Source organism: Pseudonocardia sp. NPDC049635, from assembly GCF_040659795.1.
Lineage (GTDB): Bacteria > Actinomycetota > Actinomycetes > Mycobacteriales > Pseudonocardiaceae > Pseudonocardia.
On record NZ_JBFAON010000002.1, the window covers coordinates 276,894 to 296,445 of the forward strand.

Sequence of the window (19,552 nt, forward strand, 5' to 3'; positions counted from 1 at the left end):
CCGCGCGCTGCCGGCGGTCGCGGCGTGAGAAGCCTCGCCGAAGCGGCGCGGGACCCGCGGCGGCGGGCCCGTACCATGGCGGCGGGGCGGTGTGACCTCGTCCGGTGAGTGACACCCGTCCCGTGTCCTGACCGCGAACGTGAATGAGGTCGGCAGTGCCCTTCCTGAGTCGACTCCTCCGGGCCGGCGAGACCAAGCTGGTGAAGCGGCTCGGCAAGATCGCCGCGCACATCGACGGCCTGGAGCCCGAGTTCGAGGGCCTCACCGACGCGCAGCTGCGCGCGAAGACCGACGAGTTCCGGCAGCGGCTCGCCGACGGCGAGACTCTCGACGACCTGTTGCCCGAGGCGTTCGCGACGGTCCGCGAGGCGGCCCGGCGGACGCTGGGCCAGCGTCCGTTCACGGTCCAGCTGATGGGTGCCGGCGCACTGCACCTGGGCAACGTGGCCGAGATGGGCACCGGTGAGGGGAAGACCCTGACCTCCACCCTCGCCGTCTACCTGAACGCGCTCGAGGGCAAGGGTGTCCACGTCGTCACCACGAACGACTACCTCGCCAAGCGCGACTCCGAGACGATGGGCCGGATCCACCGCTGGCTCGGCCTGACCGTCGGCGTGATCCTCTCCGAGATGACCCCGGTCCAGCGTCGCGAGCAGTACGCCTGCGACGTCACCTACGGCACGAACAACGAGTTCGGCTTCGACTACCTGCGCGACAACATGGCGTGGAACGTCGCCGACATGGTGCAGCGCGGCCACAACTTCGCGATCGTCGACGAGGCCGACTCGATCCTCATCGACGAGGCCAGGACCCCGCTGATCATCTCCGGCCCGGCGGAGCAGAGCGCCCGCTGGTACCAGGAGTTCGCGCGGCTGGCGCCGATGCTGTCGAAGGACATCCACTACGAGGTCGACGAGCGCAAGCGCACCGTCGGCATCACCGAGGAGGGTGTCGCGCTGATCGAGGACCAGCTCGGCATCGACAACCTCTACGAGTCCGCGAACACCCCGCTGGTCGGCTACCTGAACAACGCCATCAAGGTCAAGGAGCTGTTCAAGAAGGACAAGGACTACATCGTCTCGAACGGCGAGGTCCTGATCGTCGACGAGTTCACCGGCCGGGTGCTCGCCGGGCGTCGCTACAACGAGGGCCTGCACCAGGCGATCGAGGCCAAGGAAGGCGTCGAGATCAAGCCGGAGAACCAGACCCTGGCGACGATCACGCTGCAGAACTTCTTCCGGCTCTACGACAAGATCGCCGGCATGACCGGTACGGCCCAGACCGAGGCCGCCGAGCTGCACGAGATCTACAAGATGTCGGTCGTGTCGATCCCGCCGAACAAGCCGCGGGTACGCGTCGACCAGCCGGACCTGATCTACAAGACCGAGACCGCGAAGTTCGAGGCGGTCGCCGACGACATCGCCGAGAAGCACGCGAAGGGTCAGCCCGTCCTGATCGGCACGACCAGCGTCGAGAAGTCCGAGTACCTCGCCAAGCTGCTGCTGCGCCGCTCCGTACCGCACGAGGTGCTGAACGCGAAGAACCACGCCCGGGAAGCGGCGATCATCGCCCAGGCCGGACATGCCGGCGCCGTCACCGTCGCCACCAACATGGCCGGTCGAGGCACCGACATCATGCTCGGCGGCAACCCCGAGTTCCTCGCCGACCTGGAGCTGCGCGGGCAGGGGCTCGACCCGGTCGAGACCCGCGAGGAGTACGAGGCCGCGTGGGACGCCGTCCTGGACCGGATGCGCAAGCAGGTCAAGGCCGAGGCCGAGGAGGTCCGCGCGGCGGGCGGGCTCTACGTGCTGGGCACCGAGCGGCACGAGTCCCGCCGGATCGACAACCAGCTGCGCGGGCGGTCCGGCCGTCAGGGCGACCCGGGTGAGTCGCGTTTCTACCTCTCGCTCGGTGACGAGCTGATGCGCCGGTTCAACGGCCACGTGGTCGAGTCGATCATGAACCGCTTCAACCTGCCGGACGACGTGCCGATCGAGGCCAAGATGGTCACCCGCGCCATCCGGAGCGCGCAGACGCAGGTCGAGCAGCAGAACTTCGAGATCCGGAAGAACGTCCTCAAGTACGACGAGGTCCTCAACAAGCAGCGCAAGGTCATCTACGACGAGCGCAGGCGGGTGCTCGACGGTGAGGACGTGCAGCGCCAGACCCGCAACATGCTCGAGGACGTGGTCCGGGGCTACGTGTCCGCGGCCACCGCCGAGGGGTACGCCGAGGACTGGGACCTGGAGAAGCTCTGGACCGCGCTGCGCGGGCTCTACCCGGTCTCGATCGACTGGAGGACCCTGGCCGAGGATCCCGACGATCTCACCGCGGAGCAGCTGGAGAAGGCGATCCTCGAGGACGCCGAGAAGGCCTACGCCCGCCGTGAGGCCGAGATCGACGCGCTGATCGGGCCACAGGGCGGGATGCGCGAGCTGGAGCGCCAGGTCCTGATGCAGGTCATCGACCGCAAGTGGCGCGAGCACCTCTACGAGATGGACTATCTCAAGGAGGGCATCGGACTGCGCGCGATGGCGCAGCGCGACCCGGTGATCGAGTACCAGCGCGAGGGCTACGACATGTTCACCGCGATGCTCGAGGGCATCAAGGAGGAGACGATCGGGCACCTGTTCAACGTCGTGGTCCAGGTGCAGCAGCCCGCGGCGCCGGTCCAGGACGCCGAGCCGGAGACCACCGAGATCCCGGTGATCCGCCGCGCTCCCGCGGAGGACCCGAGCGAGAGCACTGTCGTCCTCCCGAACCTCTTCCGCACCACCCCGCCGCAGAACCTGCAGTACAGCGGGCCCGGTGAGGACGGCGGCGTGGCCCGGCGTGGCGAGGGCCCGGCTGCGGCGCCGGGTGGCCGCAGCGGCCATTACCGGGCGGCGGCGCCGCGGGGGGCGGCTCCGGTGAACCCGGCCCGGCAGCACCCGGTGGCCCGGCAGAACCCGGCGCCCCGGAACCCGGCTGCCCGCAATCCGGCACCGCAGAACCCGAACGGCAACGGCTCGACGGGTGAGGGCGGGGTCAACCGGGCGGAGCGCCGTCGGGCGGAGAAGGCGAACCGCAGGCGTCGCTGACCGTGGTCACAGCAACCGCGCGGCGGTGAGCACCCAGGGCGAGCTGCCGTCGGCCCGGTCGATCCGCAGGCTGAGCGCCCGCACCCGGCCACTGATCGGGAGGGTCGCACAGATCTCCGCGGCGTCCGGGTGCGGCTGGCCGACGTGCACCGACGGTGCAGCGCGGCCGCCGCAACCCGGTGCCCGTGCCCGTCCGTCCGGACGGATGCGACGGGGGGCGGGGCGTGCCGTGGCCCGGAGGTAGCGCAGTGCCTGCGGGGTGGCCAGGCAGGTGAGCTGAGCGACCGGACGGCGTCCGGTGAGCACCTCCCGGACGAGCCGCACCAGCTCCGCCGCCCGGGCCCGGGTCCGTTCGGCGTCCGGGACGGTGATCTCGGGTGGCGGCACGTGGGCGCGCGGCGGATCGGACCGGTCGGGAGGAGGGGCCGCCCCGGATCGCATCCGGAACCCGCCCGGCAGGACCACCACCAGGCCGGGCGGTAGGTCCACCGGCACCTCCTCCGGTGTGCGGACGACGAGCTCGCCGTGCTCGCTCACCGCCGGGAGCGCGGTCCGTGGGCGGGCCAGCGGGTCGGCCGGCGGACTCGACGTGGTCACCGGCCGAGCGTGCGCCGTGGCCGGGCCGGGCGGGCCGCCCGGCCCGGATCCGTGTCCGTACCGTCCGCAGATCGCACCGTCCGTGGATCGCACCGTCCGTGGATCGCACCGTCGGTACGCAGTTCGGTCCGGGGCCGCACGGTCGGGTTCCGCGGGATCAGGTCCCGTACGTCAGGTTCCGCAGGATCAGGTCCCGCACGGTCCGGTCTCGCAGGGGCCGGTCTCGTGCTGTGGTCTCGTGCTGTGCACGGGCCCTGTGCCGTGCGGTTCGCAGGCGCAGCCCGGTGGGCCCGATCGGCCCCGGGGACCGGTGCACCGCCCCTAGGCTGCCGCGATGCCCGAGGAGCCGCGCCCCCGTCCGTCCCGCCCCGCCGTCCCCGACCGGCCGAGCACGCTCGCGGACCTGCTGGTCCGCGCCGGTGCCGGGGTGTCCGCGCACCGACGCCGGCGGGCCGCGGATCTCGGCCTGTCCGGCACCGGGTTCGCGGTCCTGCAGGTACTCGACGGCACCGACGGGCTCGTCCAGCGCGAGCTGGCCGCCCGCGTCCGGGTCGGCCCGACCACGCTCACGCCGGTGCTCGACGCACTCGAGCACGACGGTCTCGCCGTGCGTGCGACGGTGCGGGGCGACCGGCGGGTCCGCCGGGTGGCCATCACCGACGCCGGCCGTGGACGGTTGCTCGCGGCCCGGTCCGCGGCCCGGGTCCCGCGGGTCCCCGATCCCCCGCGCGCTCACGCCGGCGTGATCCGCGAGTATCTGCTCGCGGTGGTCGCGTCGCTGGAGCAGGATCATCGCGGGCACACGCTGTGAGGGGATGTCATGGGACGGGCCGCGGTCGAGGTCCTCGACCTGGTGAAGCGCTATCCGAAGGCGGACCGCAACGCGGTCGACGGCCTGTCCTTCGAGGTCGCCGAAGGTGAGATCTTCGGGCTGCTCGGCCCGAACGGGGCCGGTAAGACCACCACCGTCGGTGTTCTCACGACCCGCGTGCTGCCGACGTCGGGTATCGCCCGGGTGGCGGGGCTGGACGTCGTACGCGACTCGGTCGCGGTCTGCGCGAAGCTCGCGGTCGTTCCGCAACGGCAGAACCTGGACCGCTCGCTCGGTGTGCGCGACAACCTGGTGTTCCACGCCGCCTATCACGGCGTCGGCCGCGCCGAGCGCAACCGCCGGGCCGACGAGCTGCTGGACCGGATGGGCCTGACCGACCGGGCGAAGGCGGTCGCCGACGATCTGTCGGGTGGTCAGGCGCAGCGCGTCATGATCGCCAGGGCGCTCATGCACGAGCCGGAGGTGCTCTTCCTCGACGAGCCCTCGACCGGGCTGGACCCGCAGGCCCGGCTGTTCGTGCACGACTACGTCCTCGGGTTGCGCGAGGAGGGCATCACGGTGGTGCTCACCACCCATGACATGGACGAGGCGCAGAAGCTCTCGCACCGGATCGGCATCGTCGACCACGGCAGGCTGCTGGCGCTCGACACCCCGGAGGCGCTGGTGCGCTCGCTGCCCGGCAGCGGGAGCATCGAGATCGTCGCCGAACCGGGGCCGCAGGGCGTCGAGCCGCTGCGGTCCGCGCTGTCCGAGCTGGCCGACGTCGCCCGGGTCGAGAGCCCACCGGGGCGCGCCGGCGACACCGAGGCCACCGTCGCGCTGCGGCTGTCGGTGGTCGGCGACCCGGCGCGGTTGCTGGCGCCGGTGGTGGACCTGCTCGGCAGGCACGGCGCGTCCGCGCGGGACGTGCGCCTGGGCTCCGCCACCCTGGAGGACGTCTTCATCGACCTGACCGGCCGGGACCTGCGATGAGCAGGCGTGCCTTCCTCGCGGTGCTGCGCCGCGACATCGTCGTCACCGGGAAGGAACTGCCCTCCTTCCTGGCCCAGGTGCTGGTGCAGCCGTTCTTCTTCCTGCTGGTCTTCGTGATCGTGCTGGGCCGCGGCGGATTCGTCGCCGAGGGTTACGGCGAGATCATGCTCCCCGGGCTGATCGCGCTGAACGCGCTGTTCGGGGCGTTGCAGAGTGTCACGTTGCCGCTGGTGTTCGAGCTGTCGTGGACCCGGGAGATCGACGACCGGCTGCTGGCACCGATGCCGGTGTGGGCGGTGGCCGTCGAGAAGATCGTCTTCGCCGGTCTGCGCGGGTTGCTGGCGAGCCTGCTGATGGTGCCGATCGGGCTGGTGATGGTCGACGTGTCGTGGCCGGCCGCCGGGCTCCCGACGGCGCTGCTGATGGTGGTGCTGGGATCGCTGCTGGGGGCCGCGATGGGCCTGACCATCGGAACCGCCGTGCCGCCGCGGCGGATCAACATCCTGTTCGCGGTGATCTTCACACCGCTGCTGTTCACCGGCTCGGTGCAGTACCCGTGGCTGACCCTCGCCGACCTGCGCTGGTTCCAGGTGCTGTCGGCGCTGAACCCGCTGACCTACGTGAGCGAGGGGCTCCGGGCGGTGCTGGTCCCGGACGTCCCGCACCTCCCGGTGTGGGTCTGTGTGCTGGTGCCGGTGCTGGCGATCGTCCTGTTCACGCTGCTCGGCATCCGCGGGTTCCTCCGTCGGGCCCTCGACTGAGGAGGGGTACGGTCGGCGGTGTGTCGGAGCCACGGACGCTGCGCGGCCTGATCGTCGACCACGGCGGTGTCCTCGACGACCCGGACGGTGGCCCGCGCCTGCTGGACTACGTGCGCCGGGCCGCTGACGGCGGGATCGCGACGGCGCTGTTCTCCGGCGCACACGCGGTACCGCCCGAGTGCGCCGACGCGTTCGGCACGGTCCTGCTCGGCGCCGTGCGCGGGGCCCGCAAGCCGAGCCCGGACGCGTTCGCCGCGGCGGCGGCCGCGATCGGGCTGGATCCGGCGGACTGCGTCGTCGTCGACGACCAGGGTGCCTGCGTGCGCGGCGCGGTCGCGGCCGGGGCGGTCGGGGTGCAGCACGTGAGCGCCGAGGCGACCCTCGTCGAGCTGGAGATCCTGCTGGGCGTCACGGCCGGGCCGTGACGTGCGGAGGCGCCGCCCACTGCTCGTGGACGGCGCCTCGATGGTGTCGGCCCGGCTGCTGCCGGACCGGTCCCGCTACCGGCCGGTGTGCCCGGCCCGGCTCACTGCTGCGGGGGCGGCGGCGGCTGCTGCCCGCCCTGCGGCGGCGGGGCCTGACCGGGCTGCTGGCCCTGCGGCGGCGGGGCCTGGCCCGGCTGCTGCGCGGTCGTGTCACCGCTCCCGGTCCGCTCGCGGGCGAACTTCGTCGCGGTGTCGATGTGCTGCTCGTGGCCGGCGAACTTCTTCTTGGCCGCGTCCCCGGCCTTGTTCAGCGCCTGGTCGACCTTGTCGTCGTGCTTGCCGAGCAGTTCCTTGGCCTTGTCCAGGAAACCCATGCCGGCCATCGTCGCGTGCTCAGCCCTCCGGCGCACCCGCGGCACGTCCCCCGTTCGGGTGAGCAGTCGTGGTGATCGACGAACGGAGCCGTGCGTGCTCCGGGCGGAGATCGGCGACCCGGGTGACACCGAGCAGCTGCATCGTGCGCTCCACCTCACCGCGCAGGATCTGCACCGCCCGCTCCACCCCGGCTTCACCACCCGCCATCAACCCGTACAGATAGGCCCGGCCCACCAGCGCCGCGCGCGCACCGAGCGCCACGGCGGCGACCACGTCGCCGCCGTGCATGATCCCGGTGTCGACCAGCACCTCGGCGTCGTCGCCCAGCTCCTGGACGACCGGTTCGATCAGCTCGGCGGGGACCGGTGCCCGGTCCAGCTGGCGACCCCCGTGATTGGACAGCAGTACGCCGTCCGCCCCGGCATCGGCGACCCGGCGCGCGTCGGCCACCGACTGGACGCCCTTGACCACCAGCTTCCCCGGCCAGGTTCCGCGCAGCCAGGCGACGTCGTCCATCGTCAGGGCCGGGTCGAACACCCGGTTGATCACCTCGAAGGGGGCTCCGCCACCCGAGGCCAGGCTCTCGAAGGCGAGCGGCTCGGTGGTGAGCAGGTCGAACCACCAGCGTGGACGGCGGGCACCGTCGAGGAAGGTCCGCAACGACAGGGCCGGCGGGATCGACAGGCCGTTGCGGGCGTCGCGACGGCGGTTGCCCGCGACCGGCGTGTCGACGGTCAGCATCAGCGTGTCGTACCCGGCCGCCGCGGCCCGGGCGACGAGGTCCTGCGCGAACGAGCGGTCCCGCCACAGGTAGAGCTGGAACCAGTGCCTCCCGCCCGCCCCGGCCCGGGCGGTGCTCTCGATGGTCGTCGAACCCATCGTCGAGAGCGTGTACGGGATCCCGGCCCGGGCGGCGACGGCGGCGACCGCCCGCTCGCCCGCGGTGTGCATCATCCGGGTGAAACCGGTGGGGGCCAGCGCGAAGGGCAGCGAGGACCGGCCACCGAGGACGTCGACCCCGGTGTCGACCCGCGAGACGTCGTGCAGCACGCTCGGGGTGAACTCGACCGAGGCCCACGCCGCGCGCGCCCGGCTCAGGCCGATCTCGTCCTCGGCGGCGCCGTCGGTGTAGTCGAACACCGCCCGCGGTGCCCGTCTACGGGCGAGCAGCCGAAGGTCACCGATGCTCGCGGCGCGGGCCAGCCGGGCCGCGGTGCGGTCGAGGGTGACGGGGGCGGGTCGCAACAGCGGTGCGAGCTCGGACGGGCGCGGGATGCGTCGGCGGACCATGCACGTCAGGGTAGGTATCCGCGCGCTCAGCGGCGGCGCAGCAGCTCGTAGGCCGCGACCGCCCCGGCCGAGGCGACGTTGAGCGACTCCACCCCGCCGAACATGGGCAGCGACAGGATGCCGTCGCAGCGCTCCCGGACGGCCTCGGTCAGGCCGTCGGTCTCGTTGCCGAGCACCAGCGCCACCCGTGGTGGCAGGCCGGCGTCGAGCAGGGAGTCGCCACCGGCGTCGAGCCCGAACACCGAGAACCCGGCCCGGTGCATCAGGTCGATCCCCTCGGCGGCGGTCGGGCAACGCAGCACCGGCGCCGAGAACGCGACCCCGGCCGAGGCCTTGATCACCAGCGGGTCGATCGCGGGTACGCCGCGCCGGGGGAGCAGCACGCCGTCCAGCCCGGCCGCGGTCGCGCTGCGCAGCAACATCCCGACGTTCGCGGGGTTGGTGACGGCGTCGAGCACCAGCACCGACGCCGGGCGCCTGGTGCCGAGGTCGGACAGGAACACCTCCAGCGGCGCCATCCGCGGGGCGACGACGTCGGCGAGCACGCCCTGGTCGTGCCGGCCGTTCCCGGCGAGCACCTTCACCCGCTGTGCCGACGCCCGCTGCACCGGCACCCCGCGCCGGCGGGCCGCGGCGGTGATCTCACGTTCCCCGCCGCCCCGGACGGACTCGGCGAGGATCACCTTGTCGACGTGGAGATCGTCGTCGGCGAGCGCTTCCAGGACCGGCTTGCGCCCGTACACGGTGATGAAGCGGTCCTTGGGGGACACCGCGGGGACGGTGGAGCGGTCGGGGTCGGTCACGGCCGCCACGATCCCACGCGCACGTAGGATCGCGGCCATGCCGTCCCGGCTCTCCGCACTCGACGCCTCCTTCCTCTACATCGAGGAGGCGACCACACCCATGCACGTCGGCGGCGTCTCGGTGTTCGAGCGCCCACGGGACGGCCTGGACTACGACCGGCTGGTCGAGCTGATCGAGCAGCGGCTCACGCTGGTCCCGCGGTTCCGGCAGAAGGTCCGCCACGTACCGGGGAACCTCGCCCGGCCGGTCTGGGTGGACGACACCGAGTTCGACATCGCCTACCACGTGCGGCGCTCCGCGCTGCCCCGGCCGGGCAGCGAGGAGCAGCTCACCGACCTGGTCGGGCGGTTGATGTCGCGCCAGCTGGACCACTCCCGGCCGTTGTGGGAGATGTACCTGATCGAGGGCCTCGCCCCGGCGTCGAGCGGCCGCGGCCGCGGCAAGGACGGTCGGGTCGCGATCCTCACCAAGACCCACCAGGCCATGGTGGACGGGATCTCCGCGATCGACATCGGGCAGGTGATCCTCGACGTCTCGGCCGAGCCCCGTGAGTCACCGGACGAGCTGTGGATGCCACGGCCGGAGCCGAGCGACGGCCAGCTCGTGCTGGAGGCGATCGGTGAGGCGGTGACCCGGCCGACCGAGATCGTGGACAACGTCCGGGCCGCCACCGGGGACGCGCTGGTCACCCTCGGCAAGCTCGGCAGGGCCGCCGGCAAGGTGCTCACGATGGCGCGCACCGCGGGCCGTCGCGCGCCGGGGCTGCCGCTGAACGCCGAGATCTCCACCCAGCGGCGGTTCGCGCTCGCCCGCACCGACCTGGAGGACTACCGCAAGGTCCGGGCCGCCTACGGTTGCGACGTCAACGACGTCGTGCTCGCCGTGATCTCGGGCGCACTGCGTACCTGGCTGATGTCGCGCGGTGAGCCGGTCGGCGGATCGTCGTCGGTGCGGGCGCTGGTCCCGCTCTCGGTGCGTGGGGAGGGTGACGTCCCCAGCTCGGCGGCCGGTGGTTCGCTCGGCAACCGGGTCGCGTCGTTCCTGGTGGACCTGCCGGTGGGCGAGCCGAGCCCGCTGGTGCGGCTGCACCAGGTGACCTACCAGATGCGCGAACACACCGACACCGGTGACGCCGTGGGCGCCGACACGCTCGTCCGGATCGGCGGGTTCGCCCCGCCGACCCTGCACGCGGTGGGGGCCCGGGCCGCCAGCGGCATGTCCCGGCACTTCTTCAACCTGGTCGTCACCAACGTCCCCGGCCCGCAGTTCCCGCTGTACGCGGCCGGTGCCCGGATGCTGGAGATGTTCCCGGTGGTGCCGCTGGCCAAGGGCCAGGCCGTCTCCATCGGGCTCACCAGCTACGACGGCGGCGTCTACTACGGACTCAACGGCGACCGGGACGCGATGGGTGACATCGACGTGCTCGCCGGGATGGTGAACGAGTCGCTCGAGGAGCTCCTCGACACCTTGCGGCAGTAGCGAGAAAGGACCCACCCCACGTGCGGATCTACCTCCCCGCCACCTGGCCCATGCTGGCCCGGACCGTGTCCACCGGCGTTTTCGAACCGCTCGGCGGAACCGCCTTCGCGCTGACCCCGAAGCTGCGCGAGTCCTATGTGAGCGGTGACGACGAGGAGCTGGAGTACGCTGCGCTCACCGAGGCGGCGCGGGCGTCGCTGCGGTTGCTCGCCGTCGAGTTCGGCCTCGGCGAGGACGGCACCCCGCCGCGGCGGGTGGTCGTCGCGGCGGACACCGAGGACGTCACCCTGCGACCCGATCTCGACGACGGCGCGGTCCGGGTGGCCGGTCCGGTCCCCGTGGCGAAGATCGCGGCCGTGCACGTCGACCTCCCCGAGGCCGAGCACGCCGTCCGCCAGGCCGCGGGGGCGGTCGACAAGGCCGATCTCGGCGACCTGGACGCCGAGTTCCTGGTCGGTGAGGCCGAGGACTTCGAGCTGGCCTGGTACGCCCCCTCCGAGCTGCCGTTCCTGGTCGAGCTGGGCTGAGCCGGCCGCCACCGGCCGCTCAGCCCCGCACCGGGGGCTCGATCGTGACCGGGCTGCCCCAGTCGCGGTACCGCAGCAACAGGTCCAGCGCGCCGACACCGGGCAGCTGCTGACGCAACCGCGCACGCACCGGCCGGCGATCGGCGTCCAGCCAGATCTCGGAGCTGATCCGGGTGATGCCGGCCCGCTGCTGCGCGGTCAGGGCCTCCAGACGGGCCGGTTCGGTCTCCACCGCGATCGCCCGGACCAGGTCGACCACCAGGGTGTAGTGCACGACAGGGATGCCGTCGACGTCGGTGTCACGGGCGTCGGCGACCAGCACGGCGTCCGGGTAGCGGGCGGTCGCGGCCAGCGGGTCGGCGCCCGCGGCGATGTTCGCCGCCACGGTGGCGTCCGCGATGTCCTCCGGCGCGATCGGATCGATACCGGACTCGGCCCAGCCGGCGGCGCCCCGGGGGTGCAGCCAGGTGCGCTCGCCGATCCGGACGACCCCGGTGGTGCCGGGTGGGCTGCCCTCCGGCCCCGCCCGCACGTCCAACCGGACCGAGGGGGCGCCACCCCCCGGCGCGAAGCGGACCGTGCCCTCCCCGGTGACCGGAACGGGCTCGGAGTCCGCGGTCAGGGTCCCGGCCACCGACATCACGGCGCCGCCGTCGGACCGGGTACGGGCGCCCACGTCGGCGATCAGCGGCGCCGGGTCGTAGTACTTCGGCAGTGCCGCGGCGGTGGCGGACGGCGGGGGAGGGGCCGAGCCCGTGGAGCCCGGCCATGCGCAGCCGGTGAGCAGGACGGCACCGAGCAGGACGGCACCGAGCAGGGCGGCCGAGGGGGGCAGCGCCGCTCGCCGTTCCGGCACGTCGCCTCCGTCCTGGCTCAGTCCTGGTGGAGCGCCACGAGGATGCGGCGCAGTGCATCGAGTCTGCCTCCGCCGAGCGAGCCGGCGGTCACCAGGTCGTCCAGTGCGCACTCCGGGTCGGCGGGCGGGCCCAGGTGCCCGCAGCCGCGCGGGCAGTCGTCGATCGCCTCGGCGAGGTCGCCGAACGCGGCGACCACGTCGTCCGGGCCGACGTGTGCCAGCCCGAACGACCGGATCCCCGGCGTGTCGACGACCCAGCCGTCGGCGTGCGGGAAGGCCAGGGCGGCGGTCGTGGTGTGCCGGCCCTTCCCGACCCCCGACACCCGGCCGGTGGCCTGCTCCGCCGCCGGGACGATCGCGTTGACCAGCGTCGACTTGCCGACACCGGAGTGCCCCACCAGCGCGCACAACCGGCCGGCCAGCACCGAGCGCAGGTCCTCCAGCCCGGAGGGCGGGCCGGCCGCGGACCGGCCGGTGATCACCAGCGGCACCCCGAGCTCCCGGTACTGCGCGGCGAACGGCTCCGGATCGGTGAGGTCGGACTTGGTCAGGCAGAGCACCGGTTCCAGGCCGCCGGCGTAGGCCGCGACCAGGCACCGGTCGACGAACCCGGTACGCGGCTGCGGATCGGCCACCGCCGTGACGACGATCAGCCGTTCGGCGTTCGCGACGACGACCCGCTCGTAGGGGTCGTTGTCGTCGGCGGTGCGCCGCAGCACCGTGTCCCGGTCGGCGACCCGCACGATCCGGGCGAGCGTGTCCGGCTCACCGGACAGGTCCCCGACCAGGTCCACCCGGTCCCCGACGACGACCGGGGTGCGGCCCAGCTCGCGGGCCCGCATCGCCACCACCGGAGGCCGCCGAGGGTCGGAGTCGGGCGCGCACGTCCAGCGCCCCCGGTCGACGGCGGTGACCATGGCCCGCGCGGCGTCGGCGTGCGCGGGGCGCCGCTTGCTGCGCGGCCGGGAACCGCGCCGGCCGGGCCGGACCCGGACGTCGGACTCGTCGAGCCGGTCGTGGCGGGGCATGCGTCAGCGGCCCTCGGCGGTCCCGAGCAGCGCCGACCAGCGGCCGGGGAAGTCCGGGATGGTCTTGTCGGTGCAGCCGATGTCGTCGACCACGATCCCCGGCACCACCAGGCCGACGATCGCCCCCGCGGTCGCCATCCGGTGGTCGGCGTAGGCCCCCCACGGCCGGTCGGCACGGCCGGTGAGCGGCTTCGGGTCGATCACCAGCCCGTCGTCGGTCTCGGTCACCGAGCCGCCGAGCGCGGTGATCTCGGTGGCGAGCGCGGCGAGCCGGTCGGTCTCGTGTCCGCGCAGGTGCCCGATGCCGCGCAACCGCGACACCCCGGTCGCCAGCGCGGCGACCGCCGCGACGGTCGGGGCGAGCTCGCCGGCGTCGTGCAGGTCGACGTCCACCCCGGACAACCGGTCCGGGCCGGTGACGGTCAGCCCCTCCGGCCGGTGCTCGACCCGGGCCCCGAACCGTTCCAGGACCGCGAGCACGTGCACCCCGGGCTGGGTGCTCGCCGCCGGCCAGCCGCGCACCGTCACCCGGCCACCGGTGACGACCGCCGCGGCCAGGAACACCGCAGCGTTCGACAGGTCGGGCTCGATCGCCCAGTCCCGCACCGCGATCGGGCCGGGCTCCACCCGCCAGGTGTCGGGCTCGTCGTCGTGCACGGTCACGCCGGCCTGCCGGAGCATGTCGACGGTCATCGCGATGTGCGGCAGCGAGGGCACCGGCGGGCCGTCGTGACGCAGCGTCAGGCCCCGCTCGAAGCGGGCACCGGAGAGCAGCAGGCCGGACACGAACTGCGACGACGCCGACGCGTCGATGGTGACCTCGCCACCACGGGCCGGCCCGTCACCGTCGAGCAGGAAGGGCAGCGCCCCGGCGCCGCCGTCGTCGATCCGGGCGCCGAGCGCGCGCAGCGCGTCGAGCACCGTCCCCATCGGGCGTTCCCGGGCACGCGGATCGCCGTCGAACCGCACCGCGCCGCGGGCGGTCGCCGCCGCCGGCGGGACGAACCGCATGACCGTCCCGGCCAGCCCGCAGTCGACCTGGGCCGGGAACTCGGTGGTACCGCCGCGCAGACCGCCGTGCGCGCCGGTCCGGACCGTGTCGCCCTCGGTGGTGACGGGCACCCCGAGCGCGGTGAGCGCACCGGTCATCAGCGTGGTGTCCCGGGTCGGCGGTGCGCCGTCGACCCGGCAGGCGCCACCGGAGAGCCCGGCGAGCAGCAGCGCCCGGTTGGTGACCGACTTCGAGCCGGGCACCGAGACGGTGCCGGTCACCGGGGCGGCGGGCGTGGGTGCGGACCAGAAGCTCACGCCCCCATCCTTCCGCACGTGGAAGGATGGGATGCATGTGCGGCCGTTACGCCTCCACGAAGGCACCCGCGGACCTGGCCGACGAGTTCCACGCCGTCGACGCCACGGCCGAGTCGGCACAGCGCCCGGACTACAACGTCGCGCCGACCAAGGACATCACCGTCGTCGTGCAGCGCCACCCGCGCGACGAGAACGGCGAGCCCGACCCGACCGTCACCGAGCGGTCGCTGCGCACGGTCCGGTGGGGCCTCGTGCCGTCCTGGGCGAAGGATCCCTCGGCGGGCGCCCGGATGGTGAACGCCCGGTCCGAGACGGTCACCGAGAAGCCCGCGTTCCGCCGGGCCGTGGCGTCGCGCCGCTGCCTGTTCCCGGCCGACGGCTGGTACGAGTGGCAGCGCCACGACGCCGTCCCGAAGGCCGAGGGCGGTTCGGGCAGGCCGACCAAGCAGCCGTACTTCACCGGGTACGCCGACGGCTCGACCCTGGCCATGGCCGGCATCTGGGAGTTCTGGCGTCCGAAGGCGGGGGAACTGGCCGAGAAGTACCCGGACGGCCTGGTGACCGCCTGCGTGCTCACCACCGGGGCGGTCGGGCCACTGGCCCAGGTGCACGACCGGATGCCGCTGGTGCTCGCCCCCGGGGACTGGGACGCCTGGCTGGACCCGGATGCCGGCCCGTCCGCCGCGCTGCTCGCCCCGCCCAGCCCGGCGCTCGTCGCGACCCTGGCGATCAGGCCGGTGTCGTCGCAGGTCAACAACGTCCGCAACAACGGGCCCGAGCTGCTGGAGGAGCTGCCGGCCGACCAGGTGCGCGAGCCGATCCAGCTCGACCTGCTGTCGTGAGCGGGGACGTCGAGCAGATCGGCACGCCGCGCGGGCCCGCCCGGGTGACCTGGCACCGGGCTGCGGCGCCGCGTGGGCTGCTGTTGCTCGGGCACGGCGCGGGCGGTGGGATCGGGGCGCCCGACCTGGTGGCCGCGACCGGTGCGGCGACCGTCGCCGGGTTCGACGTCGGGCTGGTCGAGCAGCCCTACCGGGTGGCGGGCCGGCGGGCCCCCGCCCCCGCCGGGCATCTCGACCAGGCGTGGGAGGCGGTCGTCGCCGCGGTCCGCGGTGACCTGCCGCTGCTCCAGGGCGGGCGCAGCTCGGGTGCGAGGGTGGCCTGCCGCACGGCGGCGGCCACCGGCGCCGTGGCGGTGCTGTGCCTGGCGTTCCCGCTGCACCCGCCGGGCAGGCCCGAGCGGACCCGGTTGCCCGAGCTCGACGGCGCCGGGGTGCCGGTCCTCGTCGTGCAGGGCCGCAGCGACCGGTTCGGGATCCCGGACGAGGGCTCCGGGCGTTCGGTGGTGCTGATCGACGGCGACCACGGGTTGAAGAAGGACCCGACGGGGCTGGCCGGCGCGGTGCGCGGCTGGCTGGCGGGACTCGAGCTCTAGACGGGGTGGCGCCGGTCCAGCACCGCGGGCACCTCGGCCGGGTGCAGCGGTGCGGACAGGTACCAGCCCTGGCCGATGTCGCAGCCCAGCGACCGCAACCGGGCCGCCTGCTCGGCGGTCTCCACCGACTCGGCGACCACCGCGAGCCCGAGGCTGTGCGCCAGCTCGATCATCGCCGACAGCACGACCGGGCTGTCCAGGTCGCGGGCCGAACGCCGGTCCGGGGAGGGCGGCAGCGGGCCATCGGCCGACACGAACGAGCCGGCGAGCTTGAGCACGTCCACCGGGAGGCGGTGCAGGTAGGCGAGGTTCGAGTAGCCGGTGCCGAAGTCGTCGATCGCGATCCGCACGCCGAGCCGGGACAGCTCCTCCAGGGCCGCGATCGGCTGCCCGCCCGCGGACATCAGGTCGCTCTCGGTCAGCTCCAGCTGCAGCGCCTGCGCCGGCCAGCCGGTCTCGGTGAGGATCTCCACGATCCGCGCCACGGCGTCGTCCTGACGGAGCTGGCGGCCGGCCACGTTGACGCTGAGCACGAACTCGCGCGACGGGTCGGCGTCGGCCCAGCCGCGGGCCTCGGAGCAGGCGCGGCGCAGCAGGTACAGGCCGAGCGGGATGATCAGGCCGGTCTGCTCGGCCAGCGGGATGAACAGGTCCGGGCCCAGCTTCTCCCCGTCGGGGGCCCGCCAGCGGGCGAGGGCCTCGACGCCGGCGACCCGCCCGTCGGCGAACGACACCAGCGGCTGGTACTCCAGGTCGAACTCGCCGCGTTCCAGCGCCCCCGGCATCCGGCCGGCGAGCTCGAACAGGTGCACGTCGTGGCGGTGCCGCTGCGGGTCGAACACCGCGATCCGGTCCCGCCCGTCGCGTTTGGCCCAGTACATCGTGGTGTCCGCGGCCTGCATGAGGGCCGCGGCGCCGTCGTCGCGCGGGGTGGCGTCGTCGTAGGCCGGAACCGGCCACGAGACGACACCGATGCTGGCCGAGACGACGATCTCGCGCCCGCGCAGCGACACCGGGCGCCGCACGGTCTCCAGCGCCTGCTGGGCGAGGGCGGTCAGCTCGTCCGGGCCGGCACAGTTCTCGATGAGCACGACGAACTCGTCGCCGCCCATCCGGGCGACGGTGTGCCCGAGGCTCCCCAGCTCGGCCTGCATGCGGTGCGCGACGGCGGAGAGCAGCTGGTCGCCCGCGTCGTGCCCGAGGGTGTCGTTGACCGCCTTGAAGCCGTCCAGGTCCAGGTAGCAGACGCCGACGGTGGCGCCGTCGGGATCGAGCGCGGCCAGGGCGGCGGTGAGCCTGCTGAAGAACAGCGCCCGGTTCGGCAGCCCGGTGAGCGGATCGTGTTCGGCCTGGTGCTGCAGACGTGCCTGCAGCAGGTGGCGCTCGGTGACGTCGGCGACCATCGCGACCAGGTAGCGCGGGGCCCCCTCGCGGTCCCGGATCAGCGACACGACCAGCTCGGTCCAGACCTGGCGTCCGTCCTTGCCCAGGTAGGCCTTCTCCATCCGGACGTGCCCCACCCGGCCGTCCAGCATCGCCTGGATCTTCGGCCACATCTCGGGGGTGTCCTCGGGATGGATGAACTCGAAGATCGACCGCCCGACGATCTCCTCGGGCGGGTAGCCGAGCATGTCGGCGAGCGCCCGGTTCGCCTCCAGGACCTGCCCGCTCGCGTCGGACACGCTGATCCCCAGCACCGCGTGCTCGAACACCGCGCCGTAGCGGGCCTCCGACCGCCACCGGGCGTCCTCGGCGGCCCCGCGCGCCGCGAACGCGGCGGCGCTGATCCGCTCCTGCTCGGTGCGCGTGCGCTGCTGCAGGGTCCGCGCGTAGCCCGCCGACAGCGCGCCGACGGCGGTGGTGAAGCGGCGCAACCGGACCGGGTCGGTGATCCGGTCGGCGAAGTGGCATGCCAGCACGTCCAGCGAGCACCGCAGCGCCGCGGTGTCGGTGAGGTGCGCGGCGATCAGCTCGGTGCCGATCTCCCGGGCCGTCTCGATCTCGGCCCGCCCGTCGACGACGGCGGTGAACCAGTAGGCGGCCCCGGCCAGGATGCCGCGCAGCTCCGCCCGCCCGGCCGAGACGAAACCGCGGGCGTGGATCGCCGCGACCCAGGCGTCGGTCAGCCGCTCGACGCCCGGGTCGGGCCGGACCTCCCCGGCGCCCGCCGGTACGGCATTGCCCACGTCGGCCTCCTGTCGTGCATGTCGTCGTCGCCGGGTGGGCGACTCAGCGGCGCGCCACGCCGGCCAGCCCCGGATAGCGCTGGACCTCCGGGCCGACCGGGGACTCCGGTCGCCAGAGCGGGATCCGGACGACCCCCGGCTCCAGCAGCTGAAGGCCCCCGAACAGCTCCCTGACCTCCTCGGTGGAGCGCATCCGCATCGCGTTCGGTGAACGGTCCCGGTTGTAGATGCTCTGCGCCTCGTCGGCGCCGGCGTGGCCGCCCTCCGCGGTCGCGTGGCTGATCACCAGGTGGCTGCCGGGGACCATCGTCTCCAGGTAGGTGCGCACGAACTCGGCCGGGCGGGCCTCGTCGGGCACGAAGTGCAGCACCGACACCATCAGGACCGCGATCGGCCGCGAGAAGTCGAGGTGCGAGCGGGTCAGCGGGTGGTCCAGCACCCGTGACGGCTCGGTCAGGTCGGCGGCGAGCACCTCGGTGCGCTCGTCGCCCTCGAGCAGTGCGCGGCTGTGCACGACCGCGATCGGGTCGTTGTCGACGTAGAGCACCCGTGCGTCCGGGATCTCGGCGGCCGCGATCTCGTGGACGTTGCCGGCCGTCGGAATGCCGGATCCGAGATCGAGGAACTGGGTGATCCCCTGCGCGCACAGGTAGCGGACGGCCCGGCGCAGGAACGCCCGGTTCGCCTGGGCGACCGATGCCATCTCGGGCAGCACACCGAGGATCTGTTCGGCGAACTTCCGGTCCGCCTCGAAGTTGTGCGAGCCGCCGAGGTAGTAGTCATAGACCCGAGCGACGCTCGGACGGTTCATGTCCACCTCGTCGGGCGCCCACGCAGGCCTGTCCATTCCCTGTTCCCCCAACGGATCCGCGGTCTCGACCACGGCGACCCTACTGGCCGGAGGGCGTCCTGCAGAGGTGCGCGTGGGTCAGGACAGCGCGATCGTGGCGACCTTCGCACCGGTGAGCGACACGAGATCGTCGGGAGCGAGCTCGATCTCCAGCCCGCGGCGGCCCCCGGAGCAGTAGACCGTGCTGAACCCGGTCGCCGAGGAGTCGAGCACGGTGGGCAGCCGCCTGCGCTGGCCCAGCGGCGAGATCCCGCCCGCCACGTAGCCGGTGATCCGTTCGGCGTCGGCGACGTCGGCCATCACCGCCCGCTTGCCACCCACCGCTGCGGCGAGCGCCTTGAGGTCGAGCTGCGCGGACACCGGCACGATCCCGACGGTCATGGCGCCGTCGACCACGGCGACGAGCGTCTTGAACACCCGGTCCGGGTGCTGGCCCATCGCTCGGGCGGCCTCCGGCCCGTACCCGGTCTCCCGGTCGTCGTGGTCGTAGCTGTGCACCCGGTGCGCGATCCCGCGTCTCGCCAGCAGTGCCGTCGCCGGAGTGCCCTTGCCCGCCATGACCTTCCGACCCCCTGACCTCGCCCGCCGCCCGCCGGCCGCGGTGTCCGCGGGCAACCTACGGGAATGCCGGCCCGGGCCGCGACGTTGCCGCTGCCGTGACGACAGCAGTGATGGAGGCCCCCCGGGCGTCCGAGGCCGGACGGAACCGGTGGGAACGCGTACCCTCCGACACGACCGCCGCGCCGG

The 19,552-nt window shown here is 73.5% G+C and carries 19 protein-coding genes; 9 read left to right on the forward strand and 10 right to left on the reverse strand.

Annotation, left to right across the window (positions count from 1 at the left end):
• Positions 1-155 precede the first annotated feature (155 nt).
• Entirely contained in the window at positions 156-3,080 is a 2,925-nt protein-coding gene (gene secA / locus AB0J24_RS04030) for a preprotein translocase subunit SecA (protein WP_358675059.1), read from the forward strand.
• Between the two features lie 6 nt (positions 3,081-3,086).
• On the opposite strand, the gene AB0J24_RS04035 is transcribed toward secA, so the two are convergent.
• Positions 3,087-3,677 carry an Rv3235 family protein gene (locus AB0J24_RS04035; RefSeq protein ID WP_358675062.1) on the reverse strand — a complete coding sequence of 197 codons (591 nt, stop codon included), beginning with the start codon at positions 3,675-3,677 and terminating at the stop codon, positions 3,087-3,089.
• A 334-nt stretch (positions 3,678-4,011) separates the two neighbouring features.
• Here AB0J24_RS04035 and AB0J24_RS04040 point away from each other — a divergent pair, with 334 nt between their 5' ends.
• Genes AB0J24_RS04040 through AB0J24_RS04055 form a run of 4 tightly spaced genes read left to right on the forward strand, consistent with a single transcriptional unit; the run spans position 4,012 to position 6,667 of the window.
• Positions 4,012-4,488, forward strand: coding sequence for a MarR family winged helix-turn-helix transcriptional regulator (locus tag AB0J24_RS04040; protein ID WP_358675064.1), 477 nt, complete (start codon positions 4,012-4,014; stop codon positions 4,486-4,488).
• A 9-nt stretch (positions 4,489-4,497) separates the two neighbouring features.
• Positions 4,498-5,481, forward strand: coding sequence for an ABC transporter ATP-binding protein (locus AB0J24_RS04045; protein WP_358675067.1), 984 nt, complete (start codon positions 4,498-4,500; stop codon positions 5,479-5,481).
• Positions 5,478-6,242, forward strand: coding sequence for an ABC transporter permease (locus tag AB0J24_RS04050; RefSeq protein WP_358675070.1), 765 nt, complete (start codon positions 5,478-5,480; stop codon positions 6,240-6,242). The genes AB0J24_RS04045 and AB0J24_RS04050 overlap by 4 nt, the downstream gene beginning before the upstream one ends.
• Positions 6,243-6,262: 20 nt before the next feature.
• Positions 6,263-6,667, forward strand: a complete 405-nt coding sequence (locus AB0J24_RS04055; RefSeq protein ID WP_358675072.1) for an HAD-IA family hydrolase — start codon at positions 6,263-6,265, stop codon at positions 6,665-6,667.
• 101 nt (positions 6,668-6,768) lie between these two features.
• Here AB0J24_RS04055 and AB0J24_RS04060 read toward each other — a convergent pair whose 3' ends face one another.
• The 3 genes from AB0J24_RS04060 to AB0J24_RS04070 are packed head-to-tail and all read right to left on the reverse strand — an operon-like array spanning position 6,769 to position 9,174.
• Positions 6,769-7,041, reverse strand: a complete 273-nt coding sequence (locus AB0J24_RS04060) for an antitoxin (protein ID WP_358675074.1) — start codon at positions 7,039-7,041, stop codon at positions 6,769-6,771.
• 19 nt (positions 7,042-7,060) lie between these two features.
• On the reverse strand, positions 7,061-8,332 hold the full coding sequence (locus AB0J24_RS04065; protein ID WP_358675077.1) for an alpha-hydroxy acid oxidase: 1,272 nt from the start codon (positions 8,330-8,332) through the stop codon (positions 7,061-7,063).
• 26 nt (positions 8,333-8,358) lie between these two features.
• On the reverse strand, positions 8,359-9,174 hold the full coding sequence (locus tag AB0J24_RS04070) for an RNA methyltransferase (protein WP_358675079.1): 816 nt from the start codon (positions 9,172-9,174) through the stop codon (positions 8,359-8,361).
• On the opposite strand from AB0J24_RS04070, the gene AB0J24_RS04075 reads away from it, so the two are divergent.
• Together AB0J24_RS04075 and AB0J24_RS04080 are read left to right on the forward strand one after the other, a co-directional pair.
• Positions 9,173-10,615, forward strand: coding sequence for a wax ester/triacylglycerol synthase family O-acyltransferase (locus tag AB0J24_RS04075; RefSeq protein WP_358675081.1), 1,443 nt, complete (start codon positions 9,173-9,175; stop codon positions 10,613-10,615). The two genes, AB0J24_RS04070 and AB0J24_RS04075, sit on opposite strands and share 2 nt — an antisense overlap.
• A 20-nt stretch (positions 10,616-10,635) precedes the next feature.
• The gene (locus AB0J24_RS04080; RefSeq protein WP_358675083.1) at positions 10,636-11,142 is read left to right on the forward strand and encodes a hypothetical protein; all 507 of its coding nucleotides are present in this window, start codon (positions 10,636-10,638) and stop codon (positions 11,140-11,142) included.
• Between the two features lie 19 nt (positions 11,143-11,161).
• Here the strand turns inward: AB0J24_RS04080 and AB0J24_RS04085 are convergent, their stop codons facing one another.
• The 3 genes from AB0J24_RS04085 to aroA are packed head-to-tail and all read right to left on the reverse strand — an operon-like array spanning position 11,162 to position 14,334.
• Positions 11,162-11,998: a hypothetical protein gene (locus AB0J24_RS04085; RefSeq protein ID WP_358675086.1), complete on the reverse strand. Its 837-nt coding sequence runs from the start codon at positions 11,996-11,998 to the stop codon at positions 11,162-11,164.
• A gap of 17 nt (positions 11,999-12,015) precedes the next feature.
• Positions 12,016-13,026 carry a ribosome small subunit-dependent GTPase A gene (gene rsgA, locus AB0J24_RS04090; RefSeq protein ID WP_358675087.1) on the reverse strand — a complete coding sequence of 337 codons (1,011 nt, stop codon included), beginning with the start codon at positions 13,024-13,026 and terminating at the stop codon, positions 12,016-12,018.
• A 3-nt stretch (positions 13,027-13,029) separates the two neighbouring features.
• Positions 13,030-14,334: a 3-phosphoshikimate 1-carboxyvinyltransferase gene (gene aroA, locus AB0J24_RS04095; RefSeq protein WP_358675090.1), complete on the reverse strand. Its 1,305-nt coding sequence runs from the start codon at positions 14,332-14,334 to the stop codon at positions 13,030-13,032.
• 35 nt (positions 14,335-14,369) lie between these two features.
• Between aroA and AB0J24_RS04100 the strand changes: the two genes are divergently transcribed.
• Positions 14,370-15,176, forward strand: coding sequence for an SOS response-associated peptidase (locus tag AB0J24_RS04100; RefSeq protein ID WP_358675093.1), 807 nt, complete (start codon positions 14,370-14,372; stop codon positions 15,174-15,176).
• Positions 15,173-15,769, forward strand: coding sequence for an alpha/beta family hydrolase (locus tag AB0J24_RS04105; RefSeq protein WP_358675095.1), 597 nt, complete (start codon positions 15,173-15,175; stop codon positions 15,767-15,769). Before AB0J24_RS04100 ends, AB0J24_RS04105 begins: the two co-directional genes overlap by 4 nt.
• Here AB0J24_RS04105 and AB0J24_RS04110 read toward each other — a convergent pair.
• From AB0J24_RS04110 to ybaK, 3 genes are all read right to left on the reverse strand, one after another.
• The gene (locus AB0J24_RS04110) at positions 15,766-17,955 is read right to left on the reverse strand and encodes an EAL domain-containing protein (RefSeq protein ID WP_358675098.1); all 2,190 of its coding nucleotides are present in this window, start codon (positions 17,953-17,955) and stop codon (positions 15,766-15,768) included. The genes AB0J24_RS04105 and AB0J24_RS04110 overlap by 4 nt on opposite strands.
• 43 nt (positions 17,956-17,998) lie before the next feature.
• Entirely contained in the window at positions 17,999-18,802 is an 804-nt protein-coding gene (locus AB0J24_RS04115) for an SAM-dependent methyltransferase (RefSeq protein WP_358675100.1), read from the reverse strand.
• A gap of 81 nt (positions 18,803-18,883) precedes the next feature.
• Positions 18,884-19,363: a Cys-tRNA(Pro) deacylase gene (ybaK, locus tag AB0J24_RS04120; protein ID WP_358675103.1), complete on the reverse strand. Its 480-nt coding sequence runs from the start codon at positions 19,361-19,363 to the stop codon at positions 18,884-18,886.
• Positions 19,364-19,552: the final 189 nt, after the last annotated feature.